The sequence below is a fragment of the Streptomyces sp. NPDC053367 genome, assembly GCF_044545925.1.
Taxonomy (GTDB): domain Bacteria; phylum Actinomycetota; class Actinomycetes; order Streptomycetales; family Streptomycetaceae; genus Streptomyces.
Genome location: NZ_JBITYN010000001.1, coordinates 410,629 through 429,972, shown reverse-complemented (window position 1 = coordinate 429,972; position 19,344 = coordinate 410,629). Strand labels below are relative to the sequence as shown.

The 19,344-nt window shown below is 71.6% G+C and carries 18 protein-coding genes and 1 riboswitch; of the genes, 13 read left to right on the top strand and 5 right to left on the bottom strand.

Annotation, left to right across the window (positions count from 1 at the left end):
* The first annotated feature begins 110 nt into the window (after positions 1-110).
* A complete protein-coding gene (locus ACIGXJ_RS01975; RefSeq protein WP_399640287.1) occupies positions 111-1,370 on the top strand; it encodes an Ig-like domain-containing protein in 1,260 nt (419 codons plus the stop codon).
* Between the two features lie 104 nt (positions 1,371-1,474).
* Here the strand turns inward: ACIGXJ_RS01975 and ACIGXJ_RS01970 are convergent, their stop codons facing one another.
* The gene (locus tag ACIGXJ_RS01970) at positions 1,475-1,876 is read right to left on the bottom strand and encodes a hypothetical protein (protein WP_399640284.1); all 402 of its coding nucleotides are present in this window, start codon (positions 1,874-1,876) and stop codon (positions 1,475-1,477) included.
* Between the two features lie 166 nt (positions 1,877-2,042).
* Between ACIGXJ_RS01970 and ACIGXJ_RS01965 the strand changes: the two genes are divergently transcribed.
* The 6 genes from ACIGXJ_RS01965 (at position 2,043) to ACIGXJ_RS01940 (ending at position 9,189) form a co-directional block, all read left to right on the top strand.
* Positions 2,043-2,663: a heme-copper oxidase subunit III gene (locus tag ACIGXJ_RS01965; RefSeq protein WP_399640282.1), complete on the top strand. Its 621-nt coding sequence runs from the start codon at positions 2,043-2,045 to the stop codon at positions 2,661-2,663.
* Between the two features lie 77 nt (positions 2,664-2,740).
* Positions 2,741-3,553: a c-type cytochrome gene (locus tag ACIGXJ_RS01960; RefSeq protein WP_399640280.1), complete on the top strand. Its 813-nt coding sequence runs from the start codon at positions 2,741-2,743 to the stop codon at positions 3,551-3,553.
* Positions 3,550-4,608: a Rieske 2Fe-2S domain-containing protein gene (locus tag ACIGXJ_RS01955; protein WP_399640278.1), complete on the top strand. Its 1,059-nt coding sequence runs from the start codon at positions 3,550-3,552 to the stop codon at positions 4,606-4,608. Before ACIGXJ_RS01960 ends, ACIGXJ_RS01955 begins: the two co-directional genes overlap by 4 nt.
* Positions 4,605-6,242: a cytochrome bc complex cytochrome b subunit gene (locus ACIGXJ_RS01950; RefSeq protein WP_399640276.1), complete on the top strand. Its 1,638-nt coding sequence runs from the start codon at positions 4,605-4,607 to the stop codon at positions 6,240-6,242. Before ACIGXJ_RS01955 ends, ACIGXJ_RS01950 begins: the two co-directional genes overlap by 4 nt.
* A 166-nt stretch (positions 6,243-6,408) precedes the next feature.
* Positions 6,409-7,473, top strand: a complete 1,065-nt coding sequence (gene trpD / locus ACIGXJ_RS01945) for an anthranilate phosphoribosyltransferase (RefSeq protein ID WP_399640273.1) — start codon at positions 6,409-6,411, stop codon at positions 7,471-7,473.
* 88 nt (positions 7,474-7,561) lie between these two features.
* A riboswitch (SAM riboswitch) is annotated at positions 7,562-7,679 on the top strand.
* Between the two features lie 133 nt (positions 7,680-7,812).
* A complete protein-coding gene (locus ACIGXJ_RS01940) occupies positions 7,813-9,189 on the top strand; it encodes an aminotransferase class V-fold PLP-dependent enzyme (RefSeq protein ID WP_399640270.1) in 1,377 nt (458 codons plus the stop codon).
* A gap of 85 nt (positions 9,190-9,274) precedes the next feature.
* Here ACIGXJ_RS01940 and ACIGXJ_RS01935 read toward each other — a convergent pair whose 3' ends face one another.
* Both ACIGXJ_RS01935 and ACIGXJ_RS01930 read right to left on the bottom strand, forming a co-directional pair.
* Entirely contained in the window at positions 9,275-9,556 is a 282-nt protein-coding gene (locus tag ACIGXJ_RS01935) for an Lrp/AsnC family transcriptional regulator (protein WP_037652980.1), read from the bottom strand.
* Positions 9,553-10,296, bottom strand: coding sequence for a rhomboid family intramembrane serine protease (locus ACIGXJ_RS01930; protein WP_399640267.1), 744 nt, complete (start codon positions 10,294-10,296; stop codon positions 9,553-9,555). Before ACIGXJ_RS01930 ends, ACIGXJ_RS01935 begins: the two co-directional genes overlap by 4 nt.
* Before the next feature lie 155 nt (positions 10,297-10,451).
* Between ACIGXJ_RS01930 and ACIGXJ_RS01925 the strand changes: the two genes are divergently transcribed.
* The 5 genes from ACIGXJ_RS01925 (at position 10,452) to ACIGXJ_RS01905 (ending at position 15,847) form a co-directional block, all read left to right on the top strand.
* Positions 10,452-10,691 carry a hypothetical protein gene (locus tag ACIGXJ_RS01925; protein WP_020939540.1) on the top strand — a complete coding sequence of 80 codons (240 nt, stop codon included), beginning with the start codon at positions 10,452-10,454 and terminating at the stop codon, positions 10,689-10,691.
* Positions 10,692-10,727: 36 nt separating this feature from the next.
* Positions 10,728-12,077, top strand: a complete 1,350-nt coding sequence (locus ACIGXJ_RS01920; RefSeq protein ID WP_399640264.1) for an NYN domain-containing protein — start codon at positions 10,728-10,730, stop codon at positions 12,075-12,077.
* Positions 12,078-12,355: 278 nt separating this feature from the next.
* Positions 12,356-13,396 carry an NlpC/P60 family protein gene (locus ACIGXJ_RS01915; RefSeq protein WP_399640263.1) on the top strand — a complete coding sequence of 347 codons (1,041 nt, stop codon included), beginning with the start codon at positions 12,356-12,358 and terminating at the stop codon, positions 13,394-13,396.
* Between the two features lie 214 nt (positions 13,397-13,610).
* Positions 13,611-14,627: an NlpC/P60 family protein gene (locus ACIGXJ_RS01910; RefSeq protein ID WP_399640259.1), complete on the top strand. Its 1,017-nt coding sequence runs from the start codon at positions 13,611-13,613 to the stop codon at positions 14,625-14,627.
* A gap of 29 nt (positions 14,628-14,656) precedes the next feature.
* On the top strand, positions 14,657-15,847 hold the full coding sequence (locus ACIGXJ_RS01905) for a hypothetical protein (RefSeq protein WP_399640256.1): 1,191 nt from the start codon (positions 14,657-14,659) through the stop codon (positions 15,845-15,847).
* Here ACIGXJ_RS01905 and ACIGXJ_RS01900 read toward each other — a convergent pair.
* Entirely contained in the window at positions 15,835-16,365 is a 531-nt protein-coding gene (locus ACIGXJ_RS01900) for a PadR family transcriptional regulator (protein ID WP_399640254.1), read from the bottom strand. The two genes, ACIGXJ_RS01905 and ACIGXJ_RS01900, sit on opposite strands and share 13 nt — an antisense overlap.
* A 109-nt stretch (positions 16,366-16,474) precedes the next feature.
* On the opposite strand from ACIGXJ_RS01900, the gene ACIGXJ_RS01895 reads away from it, so the two are divergent.
* Positions 16,475-17,779, top strand: a complete 1,305-nt coding sequence (locus ACIGXJ_RS01895; protein WP_399640251.1) for an MATE family efflux transporter — start codon at positions 16,475-16,477, stop codon at positions 17,777-17,779.
* Positions 17,780-17,992: 213 nt separating this feature from the next.
* Here the strand turns inward: ACIGXJ_RS01895 and ACIGXJ_RS01890 are convergent, their stop codons facing one another.
* Positions 17,993-19,228 carry a glycosyltransferase 87 family protein gene (locus tag ACIGXJ_RS01890; RefSeq protein WP_399640248.1) on the bottom strand — a complete coding sequence of 412 codons (1,236 nt, stop codon included), beginning with the start codon at positions 19,226-19,228 and terminating at the stop codon, positions 17,993-17,995.
* Positions 19,229-19,344: the final 116 nt, after the last annotated feature.

Sequence of the window (19,344 nt, the reverse complement as noted above, 5' to 3'; positions counted from 1 at the left end):
ACCCGGACACTCCGTCAGGAGGGTCCGGGTTCCTCCGTTTCGCCCACTGGCGGTACCTCGTCCGTGTCACCCGGCGCGCCGCTGTTGACGAAGCTTCCTACGTTGAGTCCATGAGCACCTCTCCGCGCATCGTCGCCGGCTGCATCCTGCTGGTCATGAGCCTCGGCCCGGCCCTCGCGGCCTGCGGCGCCGACGGCAACCCGCTGTCCGCGGCGCCGTACGACGCCGCGGACCAGGTCTCCTTCAACGCCCCCGAGGGCGACGGGAAGAAGGCCGATCCGGACAAGCCCCTGGAGATCACGGCCGAGGACGACGACGGCCGTATCACCGACGTCACCGCCGTGGACGCCGCAGGACGCCATGTGGCGGGCGAACTCTCCGCCGACGGCACCCGCTGGCACAGCACCTCACCGCTGGCCGCGAACGCCCGCTACACGGTCCGGGTGAGCACCGAGGACGAGGACGGCGCCCCCGGCCGCAAGGTCGTCACCTTCGACACCGGCAAGCCCCGCACCCAGAAGCGCCTGGACGTCACCTTCGGCCCCAGGACCGGCCAGTACGGCGTCGGCCAGCCCATCACCGCCGAGCTGAGCAAGCCGGTCAGGGACAGGGCCCAGCGCGCCGTCGTCGAGCGCGCCCTCAAGGTCGACTCCGTCCCGTACGCCGCGGGCGCCTGGCACTGGGTGGACGACCAGAAGCTGCACTACCGGCCCAAGGACTACTGGCCCGCCCACGCCACGATCCGGGTGCGCAGCAACCTGGAGGGCATCAAGATCAGCGACCGGCTCTGGGGCGGCAGCGCCAAGCCCGTGACCCTCACCACGGGCGACAGCGTCATCGCCGTCACCGACGCCGCCTCGCACTACATGACCGTCTACAAGAACGGCAAGGAGATCAAGTCCCTGCCGGTCACCACGGGCAAACCCGGCTTCGAGACCCGCAACGGCGTCAAGGTCGTGCTGGGCAAGGAGTACTACGTACGTATGCGCGGCACCAGCATCGGCATCGCCGAGGGCTCCGCCGAGTCGTACGACCTGCCCGTCTACTACGCCACCCGCGTCACCTGGAGCGGCGAGTACGTCCACGCCGCCCCCTGGTCCGTGGGCTCCCAGGGCTACGCCAACGTCAGCCACGGCTGCACCGGCATGAGCACCGGCAACGCCCAGTGGTTCTTCGAGCACGTCCGCGAGGGCGACGTCGTCAAGGTCGTCAACTCCGGCGGGCACACGATGGAATCCTTCGGCAACGGCTTCGGCGACTGGAACGTCCCCTGGGAGAAGTGGCGCGAGGGCAGCGCTCTCCTGGGCGAGGGCACGTCGGCGGGCCAGACCCAGGAAGAGGTCGCGAGGCTACGGCCGGCCGCGGCGTGAGGGACCTCGGGAGGCGCGGGGCCGTACCGACCTGCCGCGCCGCGTGGGCGCGGCAGGCCACGGACGGCCCGCAGCCGCCCGGTGACCGCGCGCCCCCACGGTGCTCAGGCGCTCTGGAGCCGCTTCTGCCGCAGCAGGGACGCCAGGGCGGAGGCGAACTCCACCGGGTCCACCGGATGCGTCACCGCCGCGTCGGCCCGGCTCCAGGTCGCGAGCCAGGCGTCCTGCGGCCGCCCGATGAGCAGCAGCACGGGCGGGCACGCGAACACCTCGTCCTTGATCTGCCGGCACATCCCCATGCCCCCCATGGGCACGGCCTCCCCGTCGAGGACGCAGACGTCGATCCCGCCCTTGTCCAGCTCGCTCAGCACGGCCGCGGGCGTGGCGCACTCCACGAACTCCACGACCGGCACGTCCGGAGCCGGTCGCCGGCCGGTGGCGAGCCGCACCTGCTCCCGGGTGTTGGAGTCGTCGCTGTAGACCAGCACCGTGGCGGTCGGCTGCATTGTTCCTCCGAGACGTCGGCGTCGTACGGACAGGACGGGCGGGGCCGTTGGGCCGGATGCTACTCCTGTCGTCCTCCCCCTGAACACCACGTCAACACCGGTTCGGCGGGCAGCAACACTCCGAACGGCACCCCCCGGAGTGAGGGCGGGATAAGCGACCGACATAATGTCGGTCGTGGCGACAGCAACGACAGTAGAAACCGGGCACGCGCACCCGTCGGTCAATCGACCGAACCTCACCAGCGTCGGAACCATCATCTGGCTGAGTTCCGAGCTGATGTTCTTCGCGGCCCTCTTCGCGATGTACTTCACCCTGCGATCGGTGACCGGTCCCGAGTTCTGGGCGGAAAAGGCCGAGGCCTTGAACTTCCCGTTCTCGGCGACGAACACCACGATCCTGGTGCTCTCCTCCCTCACCTGCCAGCTCGGCGTGTTCGCCGCCGAGCGCGGTGACGTGAAGAAGCTCCGGATGTGGTTCATCGTCACCTTCGTGATGGGTGCGATCTTCATCGGCGGTCAGGTCTTCGAGTACACGGAGCTGGTGAAGAAGGACGGGCTCTCCCTGTCCTCCGACCCGTACGGCTCGGTGTTCTACCTGACCACCGGCTTCCACGGCCTGCACGTGACGGGCGGTCTCATCGCCTTCCTGCTGGTCCTCGGGCGTACGTACGCGGCCCGCAGGTTCACCCACGAGCAGGCGACCGCCGCCATCGTCGTGTCCTACTACTGGCACTTCGTCGATGTCGTCTGGATCGGCCTCTTCGCCACGATCTACATGATCAAGTAGCGGGACCCGATCCACCGCGCGTTCCCGAAGCGCACATCCAAGCATCGACGCAGAAGATCCTGACACCGGGGTAATCCGTGAAAAAGCTCTCCGCACGACGACGCCATCCGCTGGCGGCGGTCGTCGTCCTACTCCTCGCGCTGGCGGCCACTGGGGGGCTGTACGCCGTGTTCGCGCCCGCGGACAAGGCGCAGGCCGATGAAACAGCCCAGTCCCTCACCATCGACGAGGGCAAGAAGCTCTACGCCGTAGGCTGCGCCAGCTGCCACGGCACCGGCGGTCAGGGCACCTCCGACGGTCCGAGCCTGGTCGGCGTGGGCGCCGCGGCCGTCGACTTCCAGGTCGGCACCGGCCGTATGCCGGCGGCGACCTCCCAGGGCGCCCAGGTGCCGCGGAAGAAGAACATCTACTCGCAGGCCGAGATCGACCAGCTCGCGGCGTACATCGCCTCGCTGGGCGCCGGCCCGTCCGTTCCGTCGGAGGAGCAGTACGGCCCCGAGGGCGCGGACATCGCCAAGGGCGGCGAGCTCTTCCGCACCAACTGCGCGCAGTGCCACAATTTCACCGGCAAGGGTGGCGCGCTCACCAAGGGCAAGTACGCCCCGTCCCTCGAGGGCGTCGACCCCAAGCACCTCTACGAGGCCATGCAGACCGGCCCGCAGAACATGCCCTCGTTCCCCGACACCACGCTGTCGGAGCAGAACAAGAAGGACATCATCGCGTACCTCGACGCGGTCAACAGTGACGAGACGGAGAGCCCCGGTGGTCTCGAGCTGGGCGGCCTCGGGCCGGTCAGCGAGGGCCTCTTCGGCTGGATCTTCGGCCTCGGCTCGCTGATCGCGGTCGCCGTCTGGGTCGCCGCTCGGACCGCAAAGGCCAAGAAGTCATGAGTAGCCAAGACATTCCAGAAGAGAACCTGCCCGCTGAGCAGGGCACCGCGCACGGCGCGGTGAGCGTCGCGGACGAGAAGAACCCGTTCGCGGACCCGGGCCTGCCGCCCCACGAGCACCGGATCCAGGACATCGACGAGCGGGCCGCCAAGCGGTCCGAGCGCACGGTCGCCCTGCTGTTCACGGTGTCGATGCTGGCCACCATCGGCTTCATCGCCTCGTACGTGGCGATCCCGCACGACAAGTCGGTCTTCATCTTCCCGATCGGTCACCTCAACGCGCTGAACTTCGCGCTGGGTCTGACCCTCGGCGCCGCCCTGTTCTGCATCGGCGCGGGCGCGGTCCACTGGGCCCGCACCCTGATGTCCGACGTGGAGGTCGCCGACGACCGTCACCCGATCGAGGCGCCCGCCGACGTCCGCGCGAAGGTCCACGAGGACTTCCGCCAGGGCGCCAAGGAGTCGGTGATCGGCCGGCGCAAGCTGATCCGCAACACCATGCTCGGCGCGGTCGCCCTGGTGCCGCTGTCCGGTGTCGTGCTGCTGCGCGACCTCGGCCCGCTGCCCGAGGACAAGCTGCGCCACACGATGTGGCGCAAGGGCAAGCTGCTCGTCAACATGAACACCAACGAGCCGCTGCGTCCCTCCGACGTCGCCGTGGGCTCGCTGACCTTCGCCAAGCCCGAGGGCCTGGAGGAGCACGACCACGACTTCCAGAACGAGATCGCCAAGGCGGCCCTGATGATCGTCCGGCTCCAGCCGGAGGACATCAAGGACAAGCGCGAGCTCGACTGGTCGCACGAGGGCATCGTGGCGTTCTCCAAGATCTGCACCCACGTCGGTTGCCCGATCTCGCTGTACGAGCAGCAGACGCACCACGTGCTGTGCCCCTGCCACCAGTCCACCTTCGACCTGTCCGACGGTGCCCGGGTGATCTTCGGTCCCGCCGGTCACGCCCTGCCGCAGCTGCGCATCGGCGTGAACGACGAGGGCTACCTCGAGGCGCTCAGCGACTTCGAAGAGCCCGTCGGTCCTGCCTTCTGGGAGCGCGGATGAGCACCAACGACACCACTGAGTCCCGCGCTCGCGGGAAGGCACCGGCCGGCGAGCGGATCGCCGACTGGGCCGACGGCCGGCTCGGGATCTACTCCCTGGCCAAGGCCAACATGCGCAAGATCTTCCCCGACCACTGGTCGTTCATGCTGGGTGAGATCTGCCTCTACAGCTTCATCATCATCATCCTCACGGGTGTGTATCTGACGCTGTTCTTCCACCCGTCGATGAACGAGGTGGAGTACCACGGCAGTTACGTGCCGCTGCAGGGCCAGCTGATGTCGGAGGCGTTCTCCTCCACGCTGGACATCAGCTTCGACGTCCGCGGTGGTCTGCTCATCCGGCAGATCCACCACTGGGCGGCGATCATCTTCCTCGCCGGCATGTTCGTGCACATGATGCGCGTGTTCTTCACCGGCGCGTTCCGCAAGCCGCGTGAGATCAACTGGCTGTTCGGCTTCCTGCTGTTCGTCCTGGGCATGTTCACCGGTTTCACCGGCTACTCGCTCCCGGACGACCTGCTCTCCGGCACCGGTGTCCGCTTCACGCAGGGCGCGATCCTGTCCGTGCCGCTCGTCGGTACGTACATCTCGATGTTCCTGTTCGGCGGCGAGTTCCCGGGCACCGACTTCGTGGCCCGCTTCTACTCGATCCACATCCTGCTGCTGCCGGGCATCATGCTCGGTCTGGTGGTCGGCCACCTGATCCTGGTCTTCTACCACAAGCACACGCAGTTCGCGGGTCCCGGCAAGACCAACAAGAACGTCGTCGGCATGCCGCTGCTGCCGGTCTACATGGCCAAGGCCGGAGGCTTCTTCTTCCTGGTCTTCGGTGTGATCGCGGCGCTGGCCGGCATCGCCTCCGTGAACCCGATCTGGGCCATCGGCCCGTACCGTCCGGACCAGGTGTCCACGGGCGCCCAGCCCGACTGGTACATGGGCTTCGCCGAGGGTCTGATCCGTGCCATGCCGGGCTGGGAGATCAACCTGTGGGGCCACACGCTGGTCCTCGGTGTGTTCGTCCCGCTGGTGCTCTTCGGTGTGTTCCTCGCCGCGATCGCGGTCTACCCGTTCATCGAGTCGTGGGTCACCGGCGACAAGCGCGAGCACCACATCCTGGACCGCCCGCGCAACGCCCCCACCCGCACCGCGCTGGGTGTCGCCTGGGTCACCGCCTACATCATCATGCTGATCGGCGGCGGCAACGACATCGTGGCCACCCACTTCCACCTGTCGATCAACGCGGTCACCTGGTTCGTCCGGATCAGCTTCTTCGCCGGACCGGTCATCGCGTTCGTCGTCACCAAGCGGATCTGCCTCGGCCTGCAGCGCCGCGACAAGGACAAGGTGCTGCACGGCCGCGAGACCGGCACGATCAAGCGCCTGCCGCACGGTGAGTACATCGAGGTGCACGAGCCGCTCAGCCAGGAGGCGCTGCACACGCTCACCGCGCACGAGCAGTACAAGCCGGCCGAGATCGGCCCGACGGTCGACGAGAACGGCGTCGAGCGGAAGGTGAAGGGTTCCGAGAAGCTGCGCGCGAAGCTGAGCAACGCGTACTTCGGCGAGGACTCCCAGATCCCGAAGCCGACCGTCGAGGAGTACAAGGAGATCACGAGCGGCCACGGCCACCACTGATCGCTGCGCTCGCCACGCCACGCTGAAGGGCCTCACCCCGGCCGACCGGGGTGAGGCCCTTCGCCGTGCCCGGGGCCGTCCGGGGTTCGGACGGGGGCCTTCGGGCCCGGCCCCGGCTGGATAGGGTGGGATCACACTCTTCCCTCACGACGATCAGGAGCGGCTGATGAGCGCTGTGACCCCCGCTGGAGGCGACACCGCGGCGGGCCGTTCCTGGCCCGAGGTGCTGAACGCCCTGCTGGACGGACACGACCTGAGCGCGGAGGCGACCGCGTGGGCGATGGACCGGATCATGCGGGGCGAGGCGACGGACGCGCAGATCGCCGGGTTCGCGGTGGCGCTGCGCGCCAAGGGCGAGACGGTGGAGGAGATCACCGGTCTGGTGCGTGCGATGTACGAGCACGCCAACGTCATCCACGTGCCGGGGGAGACGGTCGACATCGTCGGCACCGGCGGCGACGGCGCCAAGACGGTGAACATCTCCACCATGTCCTCCATCGTGGTGGCCGGCACCGGCGCGAAGGTCGTCAAGCACGGCAACCGCGCCGCGTCCTCCGCCTCGGGCGCCTCCGACGTGCTGGAGAAGCTCGGCGTCAACCTGGAGCTCACCCCGCAGCGGGTGGCCGAGGTCGCCGAGGAGGCCGGCATCACCTTCTGCTTCGCGGTGAAGTTCCACCCGGCGCTGCGTCATGTGGCGGCGGCCCGCGGCCAGTTGGGCATCCGCACCACCTTCAACTTCCTCGGTCCGCTGACCAACCCGGCCAAGGTGAAGGCGCAGGCGGTCGGAGTCGCGCACGCGCGCATGGCACCGATCGTCGCGGGCGTCCTCGCCGAGCGCGGCAACTCCTCGCTGGTCTTCCGCGGCGACGACGGCCTGGACGAGCTGACCACCACCGCCACCTCCCGGGTGTGGGTGGTCCGCGACGGCGAGGTCACCGAGGAGTCCTTCGACCCGCGCGAGGTCGGCCTCGACCTGGTCCCGGTGGAGGCCCTGCGCGGCGCGGACGCCTCCTACAACGCCGAGGTCGCCCGCCGCCTGCTGGACGGCGAGAAGGGCCCGGTCCGTGACGCCGTCCTGCTGAACTCCGCGGCCGCGCTGGTCGCCCTGGAGCCCACCGGCGCCCCGCTGGCCGAGCAGATCCGGGCCGGCATGGCGAAGGCCGCCGAGTCGGTCGACTCGGGCGCGGCCCGGCGCACGCTCGACCGCTGGGTGACGGTCAGCAACAGCTGACCGCACCCCGCACCGTACGGCGGTCGTCGTTCCGCGATCCGGACACGGGTTGCGGGGCGACGATCATTTCGCGTACGTTCCTGTACCAGGTCATGAGTGACAGTCATGAGGCCCCGGCCGACTGTCCGGCAACCCTCCGTCCGTGGCGGGGTGCCCCGGGTGAAGACCAGGCCGCACGGCAGCAAGGCCTGCGGCAAGCGCGGACCCCTCGCGAAACCAGGGGTCCTGGGTCGTCCGAGGGAGCCTTCCGTGAGCAAGCGAATGCGATAGGGCCGCCGAGCCCCGCCTCCGCACACCCTTTCTCTCTCCTTCCTCCTCACGTCTCACGGGAGTTCCGCCATGTCCGTCTTCAGTGCTGCCACCGACCAGTCCGTCTGCCGTGACATCTCGGAGGCGCTGCCCGTTCTGGGCCGGGATGTCACCGTCCCGCTCGTCACCGGCGGCGAGGTCACCTACGCGGCCCTCGACTACGCGGCCAGCGCCCCGGCGCTCCAGCGGGTCTGGGACGACGTGGCCGCCTACGCCCCGTACTACGGCAGCGTGCACCGCGGTGCCGGCTACCTCTCCCAGCTGTCCACCGACCTGTTCGAGAACGCCCGCGGGACGGTCGCCGAGTTCCTCGACTGCCGCGCCGACGACCAGGTGGTCTTCACCCGCTCCACCACCGACTCCCTCAACCTGCTCGCGCGGGCCCTGCCCGCCGGCTGCCAGGTCTTCGTCTTCGAGACCGAGCACCACGCCTCGCTGCTGCCCTGGCAGGACGTGGCCCGGGTGACCTACCTCAACGCCCCGCGCACCCCCGCCCAGGCCGTCGAGACGCTGGAGCGGGCCCTGGCCGCCCGTGACCCGTACGGCCCGGCCCTGGTGTGCGTGACCGGCGCCTCCAACGTCACCGGTGAGCTGTGGCCGGTGCGCGAGCTGGCCGCCGCCGCGCACGCCCACGGCGCCCGGATCGTCCTGGACGCCGCCCAGCTCGCCCCGCACCACCCCGTCTCCGTCCGCGACCTCGACGTCGACTGGGTCGCCTTCTCCGGGCACAAGCTGTACGCCCCCTTCGGCTCCGGCGTCCTCGCCGGCCGTGCCGACTGGCTGCGCGAGGCCGAGCCCTACCTCGCGGGCGGCGGCGCCAGCCGCAAGGTCACCCGGCGCGAGGACGGCGGGGTCGACGTCGAGTGGCACGACACCGCGGCCCGCCACGAGGCCGGCTCCCCGAACGTCATCGGCGCCTACTCCATCGCCTCCGCCTGCAAGGCCCTCACCGAGGCGGGCTGGGACACCCTGGTCGCCCGCGAGGAGCACCTGATCGCCAAGGTCCGCGCGGGCCTCGCCGAGGTCCCCGAGGTGCGGATCCTCTCCCTCTTCGGCGACGACGCCCCGCGCGTCGGCGTGATCTCCTTCGTGGTGGACGGCTGGAACAGTTCCCACTTCGCCGCCGCCCTCTCCGCCGAGTACGGCATCGGCGTCCGCGACGGCCTCTTCTGCGCCCACCCGCTCGTCCGCACCCTGCTGGGCACCGACCCCCAGACCCAGGGCGAATGCGGAGCCCCCGAGGCCGCCCCAGGCGAGAAGTCCCTCAACGCCATCCGGGTCAGCTTCGGCGCGGGCACCCCCGACGAGCACGTGGACAGGTTCGTCAGCGCGGTGAAGGAACTGGTGACGCAGGGCGCGAAGTGGCAGTACAGGACGGTGGAAGGCCGCTGCGTCCCCGCGGTGTAGCTACCCAGGGGCGCGGGGAACTGCGCGATCGGCCGAGAACGACCGGCAGACGCGTACGGCCCCGCGCCCACCTTGTCGGCAGGCGTCAGGAATCCAGCCCGATCGCAAACGCGGCCTCGAGGTCGTGCTGCGAGTACGTCCGGAACGCCACATGCGTGTCCGTCGCCTCGACCCCGGGAATCTTGCTGATCCGCCCGGGAATGACATCCGCCAGATCCTCGTGCTCCCGCACCCGGACCATGGCGATCAAGTCGTACGTGCCCGTGACGGAGAAGACCTCGCTCACGCTCTCCAGCGAAGCGATCTGCTCGGCGATCTCCGGAATCCGGTCCACGCTGGTCTTGATCAGAACGATCGCGGTGATCACGGCTGGTTCTCTCCCTCGGGGGCCGGAGCTGGGGCGTCCTTCACTCTAGTCGTACGGCCGTACCGGGCCCACGCGTAGGCGAAGCCCAGCCCGAAGCCCACCAGGTGGGCCAGGTACGCCACCCCGGGCCCGTCCGGGGCCCGCCCCGCGGCGAGCCACTGCAGGGCCGCCCAGAAGGGCAGCACGACCCAGGCGGGGAACCGCAGCGGCAGGAAGAACAGGAACGGCAGCAGGCTGGTCACCCTGGCCCTGGGGAACAGGGCCAGGAACGCCCCCAGCACCGCGGAGATCGCCCCGGACGCCCCCACCAGCGACTGCGGGGAGTCGGCGTTGGCCCCCGCGTAGCCCAGCAGCGCGAGACAGCCGCAGCCGAGATAGAAGAGAGTGAACTCGATCCGGCCCATGCGCTCCTCGGTCATCACCCCGAAGACGTGGAGGAACAGCATGTTGCCGAGCAGGTGCACCCAGCTGCCGTGCACGAACAGCGCCGTCGCCGGGGTCAGCGCGGACCTCGCGGCGCCCTCGAACAGCTCGGCCGGGACCACCCCCCAGCGCCGGAACCAGGCCCGCTGGGCGGCGTACAGCTCCTCCCCGGAGCCGTAGGCCGGGTTCAGGCCCGCCGCCGGGCCGATCAGGAAGATCAGGCAGCACAGGCCGATCAGTGCGTACGTCATCGGCGCCGCCGGCCGCCGCATCACCCCGGCCGCCCGCCCGGCCACCGCGCTCCAGTTGCTGATCACGAACACAGAGCATGGCGTAACCGGACGCATACGCACAGATCGCCTCGCCGCCGTGGACACACGGGCATGGGGTCGCCACCAGGCCGTAGGGTTACGAGCCACACGCGCCGGGAAGCCGGCGCATCACGGAGACTAGAAGGAAGCGAACAGTCACGATGACGGTTCCCCTGCCGACCGCCACGACCCGGTGGCGCTGCACCCTGTGCGGCAATCTCACCCGCTTCGATGTGACCCGCTCGTCGAAGGTCGTCGAGTACGTCCACCTCGACCTGGCCGGAGAGCCGAACGTGGAGGAGCGCGAGGTGGTCAGTGAGACCATCGAGTCGGTGCGCTGCCGCTGGTGCAACGCGGTGGACCAGGTGGAGCTCGTGGACAGGCCGGGCGCCGGCTCCTGAGGGGAGCCGGTCCCGCACAGCATTGGGGTGTGACGGATGGTGGAGACCGCAGGCGGGGGGCCGGGCGACGGCGCCGCCGAGGTGCTCGACCGTCCGCTGCCCGACGGCGTGCGCCGCCGGGTCGTGCAGATCGTCTCGGACGGCTTCGGCGGGCTGACGGTCGCCGAACTGCCGGCCCAGCTCAGACAGTACGCCCGGTTCGCCCCGAACCGCCGGGCCAAGTTCGCGGGCAACGCGATGGCCGCCGCGCTGGAGACGGACCCGCTGTTCCGGCAGCGGATCGGCGAGAAGCTGAGGGAGGCCCAGCCGGAGCTGACCGGGGCCCTCGACGCGGGGACGCCACCGCCGGCCGCGGACCCGCTGGACGTGGCGGCCGCGGCCTATGTGCTGCGCCCCACCGGCTGGGTGAAGCTGGTGACCGCCGCGGGCGAGGAGGCCCAGCGCGCCGACGCCGAACGCGCGGACGAGGAGACCCGGGCCGAGCTGGAGCGGCTGCGCGCCGAGCTGACCGCCGCCCGTGAGCAGACCCGCGCGGAGACCGAGCGGCTGCGCACCGAGCTGGAATCGGCCCGCAAGGAAGCCGAATCGCTGCACCGAAAGCTCCGCGCGGCGCTCAGCGACGTCAAGCGCGGCGAGGCCGCGCTGCGCAAGGCGCAGGCCGAGATGGACGCCGTACGGGCGGAGAGCCATGCGCAGGTGTCCGCCGCGGAGAGCGAGACGCGGCGGCTCAAGGCGCGCCTGGGGGAGACCGAGGCGGCCCTGGAGGCCAGCCGCAAGGCGGCCCGCGAGGGGCGCAGCGTCGAGGACATGCGGGTACGGCTGCTGCTGGACACCGTGCTCGACGCGGCGCAGGGGCTGCGCCGTGAACTCGCCCTGCCGCCGGTGTCGGTGCGGCCGGCGGAGACCGTGGACGCGGTCGAGCCGGGGCGGATGACGCCGAAGGACATCGCCGCGCGGGCGCTGAGCGAGGACGACCCGGCGATCCTGGACCAGTTGCTGGCGCTGCCGCAGGCGCATCTGGTGGTGGACGGCTACAACGTCACCAAGACCGGCTATCCGCAGATGCCGCTGGAGAAGCAGCGTCTGAGGCTCCTCGGGCAGCTCTCGCAGCTCGCCGCGCAGACCGGCGCCGAGGTCACCTGTGTCTTCGACGGTGCCGAACTGGCCGCGCCGGTGCTGCTCGCGCCGCCGCGCGGGGTGCGGGTGCTGTTCTCCAAGGCGGGCGTCACGGCGGACGAGTTGATCCGCCAGCTGGTGCGCGCCGAGCCGCCGGGCCGGCCGGTCATCGTCGCCTCCACCGACCGCGAGGTGGCCGACGGAGTGGCCCGTGCCGGGGCCCGCCCGGTGGCCTCGGCGGTGCTGCTGAAGCGCTTCTCGCGCGGCTGAGCCGGAGAACCGGAACCGGAGCAGCGGAGCCCGCGCGGCCTATGCCCCATGGGACGGCGTACGCACCATCGGCAACGTACAAGCTCATTGCCCGAATTGGGCGACTCGTCACGCAACGTAGCGTCAAGCGCGCGTCACTGCATGTGAGTTGTGGGCAAAGAATGCGCTCCGTGAGGGAATTTCTGGGGCTCAGGATTTGAACTGATCACAATGAGGTCACTAGGTTTAGCCCTCGAACCTCCGATCGGGTGATCACTCACGAGAAGGAGTCCACCCCCGTGGCGTCCCACCGTCGACCCAAGCAGCCCAGTCGCGCACGCGTGACCGTGCTGACCACCGCAGCCGCCGCTGCCGTCGCGATCAGCGCGCAGGCCGCCAATGCCGCGCCCAGCGAGAAGCCGAGCAAGGACGAGGTAAAGGCGAAGGTCGACAAGCTCTACGAAGAGGCCGAGCAGGCCACCGAGAAGTACAACGGGGCCAAGGAGAAGCAGGGGAAGCTCCAGAAGGGGATCTCCACGATCCAGGACAACGTCGCGCGCGGCCAGGAGGAGCTCAACGAGCTGCGCGACGGCCTCGGTTCGATGGCCAGCGCCCAGTACCGCAGCGGCGGCATCGACCCCTCCCTGCAGCTGTTCCTGTCCGCGGACCCGGACGACTACCTCGACAAGGCCTCCACGCTCGACCAGTTGAGCGGCCAGCAGGTCGAGGCGCTCGAGGACATCCAGGACAAGCAGCGCGAACTCGCCCAGCAGCGCGCCGAGGCCACCGAGAAGCTCAAGGACCTCGCCTCCACCCGCGAGGAGCTGGGCAAGAAGAAGGAAGAGGTCCAGGGCAAGCTCGCCGAGGCGCAGAAGCTGCTCAACTCCCTCACCGCGGCCGAGAAGGCCGCCATCGCCGCCGAGGAGGAGCGCGCCAGCCGCGACGCGGGCGAGCGCGTGGACCTCGGCGAGAGCGTGCCGGCCTCCGGCCGGGCCGCCGCGGCCTTCGCCGCCGCCCAGAGCAAGCTGGGCTCCCCGTACGTCTACGGCGCCTCCGGCCCGTCGTCCTTCGACTGCTCGGGTCTGACCTCCTGGGCCTACGCCCAGGCCGGTGTGGGCATACCGCGCACCTCCGAGGCGCAGGCCAACTACGGCACCCGCATCTACTCGCAGAGCGACCTCCAGGTCGGCGACCTCGTCTTCTTCTTCAACGACCTGCACCACGTCGGCCTCTACGCCGGCAACGGCCAGATCATCCACGCCCCGCGCACCGGTACGGTCGTGCGCTACGAGTCGATGGGCACCATCGGCGGCCCGTTCATGTTCGGCGTCCGGGTCTGACCCGATCCGAGGGCCGGCGCCTTCAAGATCAGGACACCGCACCGCCCGAACGGGCGAATCCGCAAGGCGCGTCGTGACTCCACGCCCCGCCGCTGACCTGCGTCGGCGGCGGGGCGTCACCGTGCGTGCCCGCGGAGGTCTTTGGCCGGTGCCCCGTCGCGGGGTTACTGTCTGCCGCGTTTCCAGCCAGCCAGTGGAAGGAGCGCGTGCCGACGTGGGCTCTCATCGCCGTCTTGCGCCGTCCGGGTTCGACCGCGGGATCGCCGCCCTGTGCGCCCTGTCCGCAGCGGCGCTCGGCGCCGTACCGGCCGCCACCTCCGCGGTGGCCGCGCCGCTCGACGACACCCGGGCCGAGGTGGACCGCCTCTACGCCGAGGCGGAGAAGGCCACCGAGGCCTTCAACCAGGCGGACGAGCGAGCGGACGCGCTGCGCGAGCAGGTGGGCGAGGCGCAGGACGAGATCGCCCGCCAGCAGGAGCGCATCAACTCCATGCGGGAGGCGCTCGGTTCGCTGGCCGGCGCCCAGTACCGGGCCGGCGGCCTCGACCCCACCGTCGCCCTGCTGTTCTCCGACGACCCGCGCGACTACCTGGACAAGGCCGCCACGCTCGACCGGATCAGCGCCCGCCAGGCGGGACAGCTCGACGAACTGCAGGACGCGATGCGCGAACTCGCCCAGGAGCGTGCCGAGGCGACCGGCAAGCTCGCCGAGCTGGAGAGGAGCCGCAAGGCGGTCGCCGCCCACAAGCGCACGGTCGAGCAGAAGCTGGCCCGGGCCCGGCACCTGCTCGACTCCCTGCCGGACGCCGCCCGTGACGCCTTCGACCGCGCCTCCCGCTCGGGCCGCACGGACCTGCCCGGCCTCTCCGGGGCCGCCCCGGCCTCGGGCCGCGCGGCCGCCGCGCTGGCGGCGGCCCGGTCCGCGCTCGGCAGACCCTACGTGTGGGGCGCCAACGGGCCCGTCGGCTTCGACTGTTCGGGCCTGATGCAGTGGTCGTACGCGCAGGCCGGGGTGGCCCTCCCGCGCACCTCCCAGGGGCAGCGCTTCGCCGGCCGCCAGGTTCCGCTGTCCGAGGCGCAGCCCGGGGACCTGGTCACCTACCGCTCCGACGCCAGCCACGTCGGCATGTACGTCGGCGACGGCCAGGTCATCCACGCCCCCTATCCGGGCGCGCCGGTGCGCTACGACCCGGTCGGGATGATGCCGGTCGCCTCGGTGACCCGGGTCTGATCCGCCCGGTCGGCCTTACGATCGGGAGGATGGCGGGTCGAGGGCGGGTACGGGGCGCGGTTGTCGCGGCGCTCTGTGTGCTGCTCGTCTCCCCGTCCGGCTGCGGCGGGCCGGCCGCCGGGGACAGTGCCCGCGCCGAGGTGCAGCACCTGCTGGACCGCCGCGCCGAGGCGCTCGTGGACCGCGACGCCTCCGCCTACCGGGAGACCGGCAGCGCGGTGGCCTACGAGCGGCTGCGGGCCGTGCCGCTGGCCGACTGGTCGTACGACGTGACCGGGGTGCGCCGGGACGGCGACACGGCCACCGCCGACGCCGAGCTGCGCTACCGCCTCACCGGTTACGACGCCGCCCCGGTCACCGCCGGGCGCATCCTGCGCCTCGCGCGCGACCCGGACGGCGACTGGCGAGTGGTGTCCGACCGGCCCGCGCGGAAGTCCGCCCAGCAGCTGTGGGACCAGGGCGCGGTGGACGTGGTGCGCGGCCGGTACGGCATCGTGCTCGGCGTCGGCCGGTCGCGGGAGTCGCTGCGGGACTTCGCGGCCCTCGCCGACCACGCCGTACCGGCCGTGTCCGACGCGTGGCGCGGGCGGTGGAGCGGGCGCGTGGTCGTCCTGGTGCCGGACTCCCTGGACGGCATGGCGGGGCTGCTCGGCTCGCCGGCCTCCGCCTATCGCGGTATCGCGGCGGTGACCACCGGCGAGGTCGGCGGCTCGGGGCGGGCGCCCGCGGACCGGGTCATCGTCAACCCGGACGCGTACGGCATCCTCGGCCCGGTGGGCAAGCAGGTCGTGCTCACCCACGAGACCACCCATGTAGCCACCCGCGCCCACACGGGCGCCGCGACGCCGCTGTGGCTGTCCGAGGGGTACGCCGACTGGATCGGCTACCGCGGCACCGGGCGCACCCCCGCGCAGGCCGCGCCGGAGCTGGCCCGGGCGGTGACCGAGGGCCGGCTGCCCGGGGAACTGCCGGCCGACGGCGACTTCGGCTTCGACGGCGACTCGGCAGCGCTGGCCCGGGCGTACGAGGGCGGCTGGCTGGCCTGCCGGATGATCGCCGAGCGCTGGGGCGAGGCCCGGCTCGGCGCGTTCTACCGCGCGGTGGGGGAGCACCGGCAGCGGGCCGGGGCGGTGGAGGACGCGCTGGAGCGGGTGCTGGGGACGAGCCCGGAGGAGTTCACCGGGCAGTGGCGGGAGTACCTGCGGGCTCAGCTGTCCTGACCGAGCAGCGCGATGGCCTCCGTCAGCCACTCCCGCTCGGCCTTCCCGGTCGCCCGGGCCACCCGCAGCATGCCCTGCCGGAACAGGTCGTCGGCCTGCTCGGCGCGCACGGGTGAGCCGTCCTCGTAGAAGAAACTCGTCGGGGCGTCCAGGAAGTCCAGCCTGCGGCGCAGCACCGCGGCCTGTTCACGCCGGTCGGGCAGATGGCGCAGGAAGGCCAGCAGGGTGTTGAAGCGGACCTGGTCGGTGATCTCGGTCTGCTTCGGGTGCCGCAGCCGCTCCAGCAGGTCCTCGCGGCCCTCGTCCGTCAGGGACAGCACCCGGCGGGGGGCGGCGCTCGCGCCCTCCTCGGTGTGCTGGTCCAGCTTGCCGGCGGTGACCAGGCGGCTGATCGCCGGGTACAGGGCGCCGTCGCTGACCGGGCGGACATGGCCGCTGAGCGCCTTGATGCGCTCCTTGAGCTCGTAGCCGTGCAGGGGTTCCTCGGCGAGGAAGCCGAGGATCGACAGCTCCAGCACCTCTCCTCCTTCTCCGCCTTGTGGCCGGCCGCGCCCTCATGTTACCTCTTATCGAGCTACCTCGAAACGAGGTAGCTCGATAAGAGGTAACCGATCAGAGGGGGATCGCATGGACCACCACCGCGGACAGCTCGTCTCGCTCGCCCACCCCGTCTACTTCTCGCTCCTGGCGTCCGTGGCCGCGGGGATCATCAACACCGTCTGGGTCGCCCGGCTCGGCGGCCCGGCCGTGGCGGCCGTGGCGGTGGCGACCAACACCGAGAACGTGCTGCTGGGCGTCGCCCTGCTCTTCGGCTCGGGGACGACCGTGCTGGTCGCCCACGCCAGGGGCGCGCGCGACCCCGCCGCGGTGCGGGCCGCCGTGAGCGGCGGCTGGGCGGTGTTCGCGCTGATCACCCCCGTCGTGGTGACCGCCGGCTTCCTGCTGCGCGAACCCCTGGCCCGCCTGGTGCTCGGCGGCGGCGAGGCGCTGCCGCTCGCGGCCGGCTACTTCGCGATCTCCATGCCGGGCGTCGCCGTGTTCTTCGCCCAGCAACTGGTCGACGGCATCCTCAAGGGCACCGGCGACACCAGAACCCCCTTGCGGCTCGCACTGCTCGTCAACGGCCTGATCCTGGTCTGCGACCCGTTCCTCATCCACCTCTACGGTGTCCGGGGCGCGGCCGCCTCCACGGTGCTGTGCCGCTGCCTGGCCCTCGGCGCGGGGCTGGTGGCCCTGCGCCGCAACGCGCTGCTGCGGAGCACGGCCCAAGTGCGCTCCCCGGCCCTGGTCCGCCGCACCCTGGCCACCGGGCTGCCGATGGCCGCCGACTTCACCCTCCGCCAGGGCGGCGCCCTCGCGCTGGTCGCGATCGTGGCCCGGATCGGGGTGACGGCGGTGGCCGCGTACGCCATCGCCTACAAAACCCTCTACGTGGCGACGATGGCCTTCTACTCGGTGCGGCAGGCCGCCGCCATCCACACCGCGCACACCCTCGGCGCCGGCCGGGAGGAGCGCCGCGCCATCGGGCGGCAGGCGGTGCTGCTCTCCACGGCGGTGGGCGCGGTGGCGGCCGCCGGTCTCGCCCTCGCCGCGCCCGGGATCATGGCCGCGTTCGGCGCCGAGGGCGCGATCGCCCACGAGGGCGTGGTGTTCCTGCGCTGCGTCGGCCCCTATCTGCTGCTGATGGCCGGGTTCATCGCGCTCGGCGGGGTCTTCGAGGGCAGCGGGGGAGCGGGGGCGCTGCTGCGGGTGACCGTGCTCGGCACAGCCGTGCAACTGCCGCTCGCGTACGGCCTGTCGGGGCTCGGGCTGCCCGGGATCTGTCTGGCGATGGCGCTGTCGATGGGACTGCAGGGCGTGGTGGCCGCGGCGCTGTTCCGGCGGGCGGGGCGCCGGGCGGAGGCGGCGGCGTCCCTGATCAGGGCGGCCTGACACAGGCGGCGACGAACCGGGGGCGCCGGGAGGGGGTGCCGGACATGGACGGGCGGCGCAGGACGCCCCGGACGCCGGGAAGGGCGCCCGAGGTGGACCGGGTACAGGACGCCCGGGGGCGCCGGGAGGGCGCCCGACGTGGGCGAGGCGGCGCAGGACGCCGCGGCGCCGGGCTGGAAGGGCCTGAGACCAGTGGGCAGCGGGCCGGAGGACTCAGGACGAGATCGGCGTCTCCTCCGCCGCGGCGCTCCGCCCGGGCAGCGGCGCGGGGACGCGATCCACCGTGGTCGACCGCCACAGCTCGCGCCCCGCGAGGGCGGCGGCCGTCACCAGCATGCCGTTGCGCAGCACCAGCAGGGTCACCCCGAGGGTGTCGCTGGCGACGACGTGCCCGAACCAGACGGGGAACTCGAGCACCGTCACCAGCGACGCCGCCACCACCAGCAGGCCCGGCAGCCGCATCCGGCTCTCCCGGTAGCCCAGGCACACCGCGGCGAGGCCGACCAGCCACACCAGGTACTGCGGGCTGATCACCCGGCTGGTCGCGGTGAACAGCAGCACCGCCGCGAACGCCGCGTCGGCGAGCGTGGTCGCCGTGAACCGCACCGCGGCCAGCCGCCACAGCAGCAGCCAGCCGAACGCCATCCCGGTCAGCGCCAGCGCGGCCGTGCTCACCACGTCGACGTACGGGCCGAGGAACTCCACCGAGCCGTAGTTCAGCAGCACCCGGCCCTCCCATCCGTGGTGCCGGGCCACATGGAAGACTAGCGAGCCCAGCGACTCCACCTCGGTGCCCCGGTCGCGCTGGAAGGTCAGGAACGCGAACGCGCCCGGCATCGCCAGCGTGAACAGCGCCGCGAGCCCGGCCACGGTCGCGAGCGCGGCCCCCCAGGCCCGGCGCCGTACGCAGCCGACCAGCAGCAGCGCCGGCCACACCTTCAGCATCGCCCCGAACCCGGCGAGGGCCCCCATCAGCCGCGGCCGCCGGGCCCCCGCGAGCAGCGCGGCCACCGCGACCGCGGTCACCATCAGGTCGTAGCGGGCGTACACCGTCGGGCCGAGCAGCGGCACGCCCACCACCCACACCCAGGCGCCGCGCAGCGTACGGCCCGGGCGCTGCCCGGCGAACAGCAGCAGCGCCAGCACGGCGAAGTCGGTGAGGAAGCACAGCACGAAGAAGGCCTGCGCGTACTCCAGGAACGGCAGCAGGGCCGGGGACATGATCGCCAGCGCGGCGGCGGGCGGGTACTGCCAGGTGACGTCCTCGCGCGGGAACGTTCCGTCACTCAGGACCTCGTACCAGCCGTGGTAGATGAACGACACGTCGCTGGTGACGTCCGGGCCGGGGAAGACGAACACCTTGAAGACGAACAGCAGCAGCGCCAGGCGCGTCACGCCCCACACGGCGAGCAGCCCGAGAGCGGCGCGCCTGTCGTTCGTGTTGTCCACCCGTGCCCCAATTCGTCCGCTGCCCGTCCTGCGGGGCCATGGTCCTGCGACGGCCCCCGCGCCCACCGGGCAGCGCGGCCGTGCCGACCCGCGAGTCTACGTTGGGTAAGGTCGGC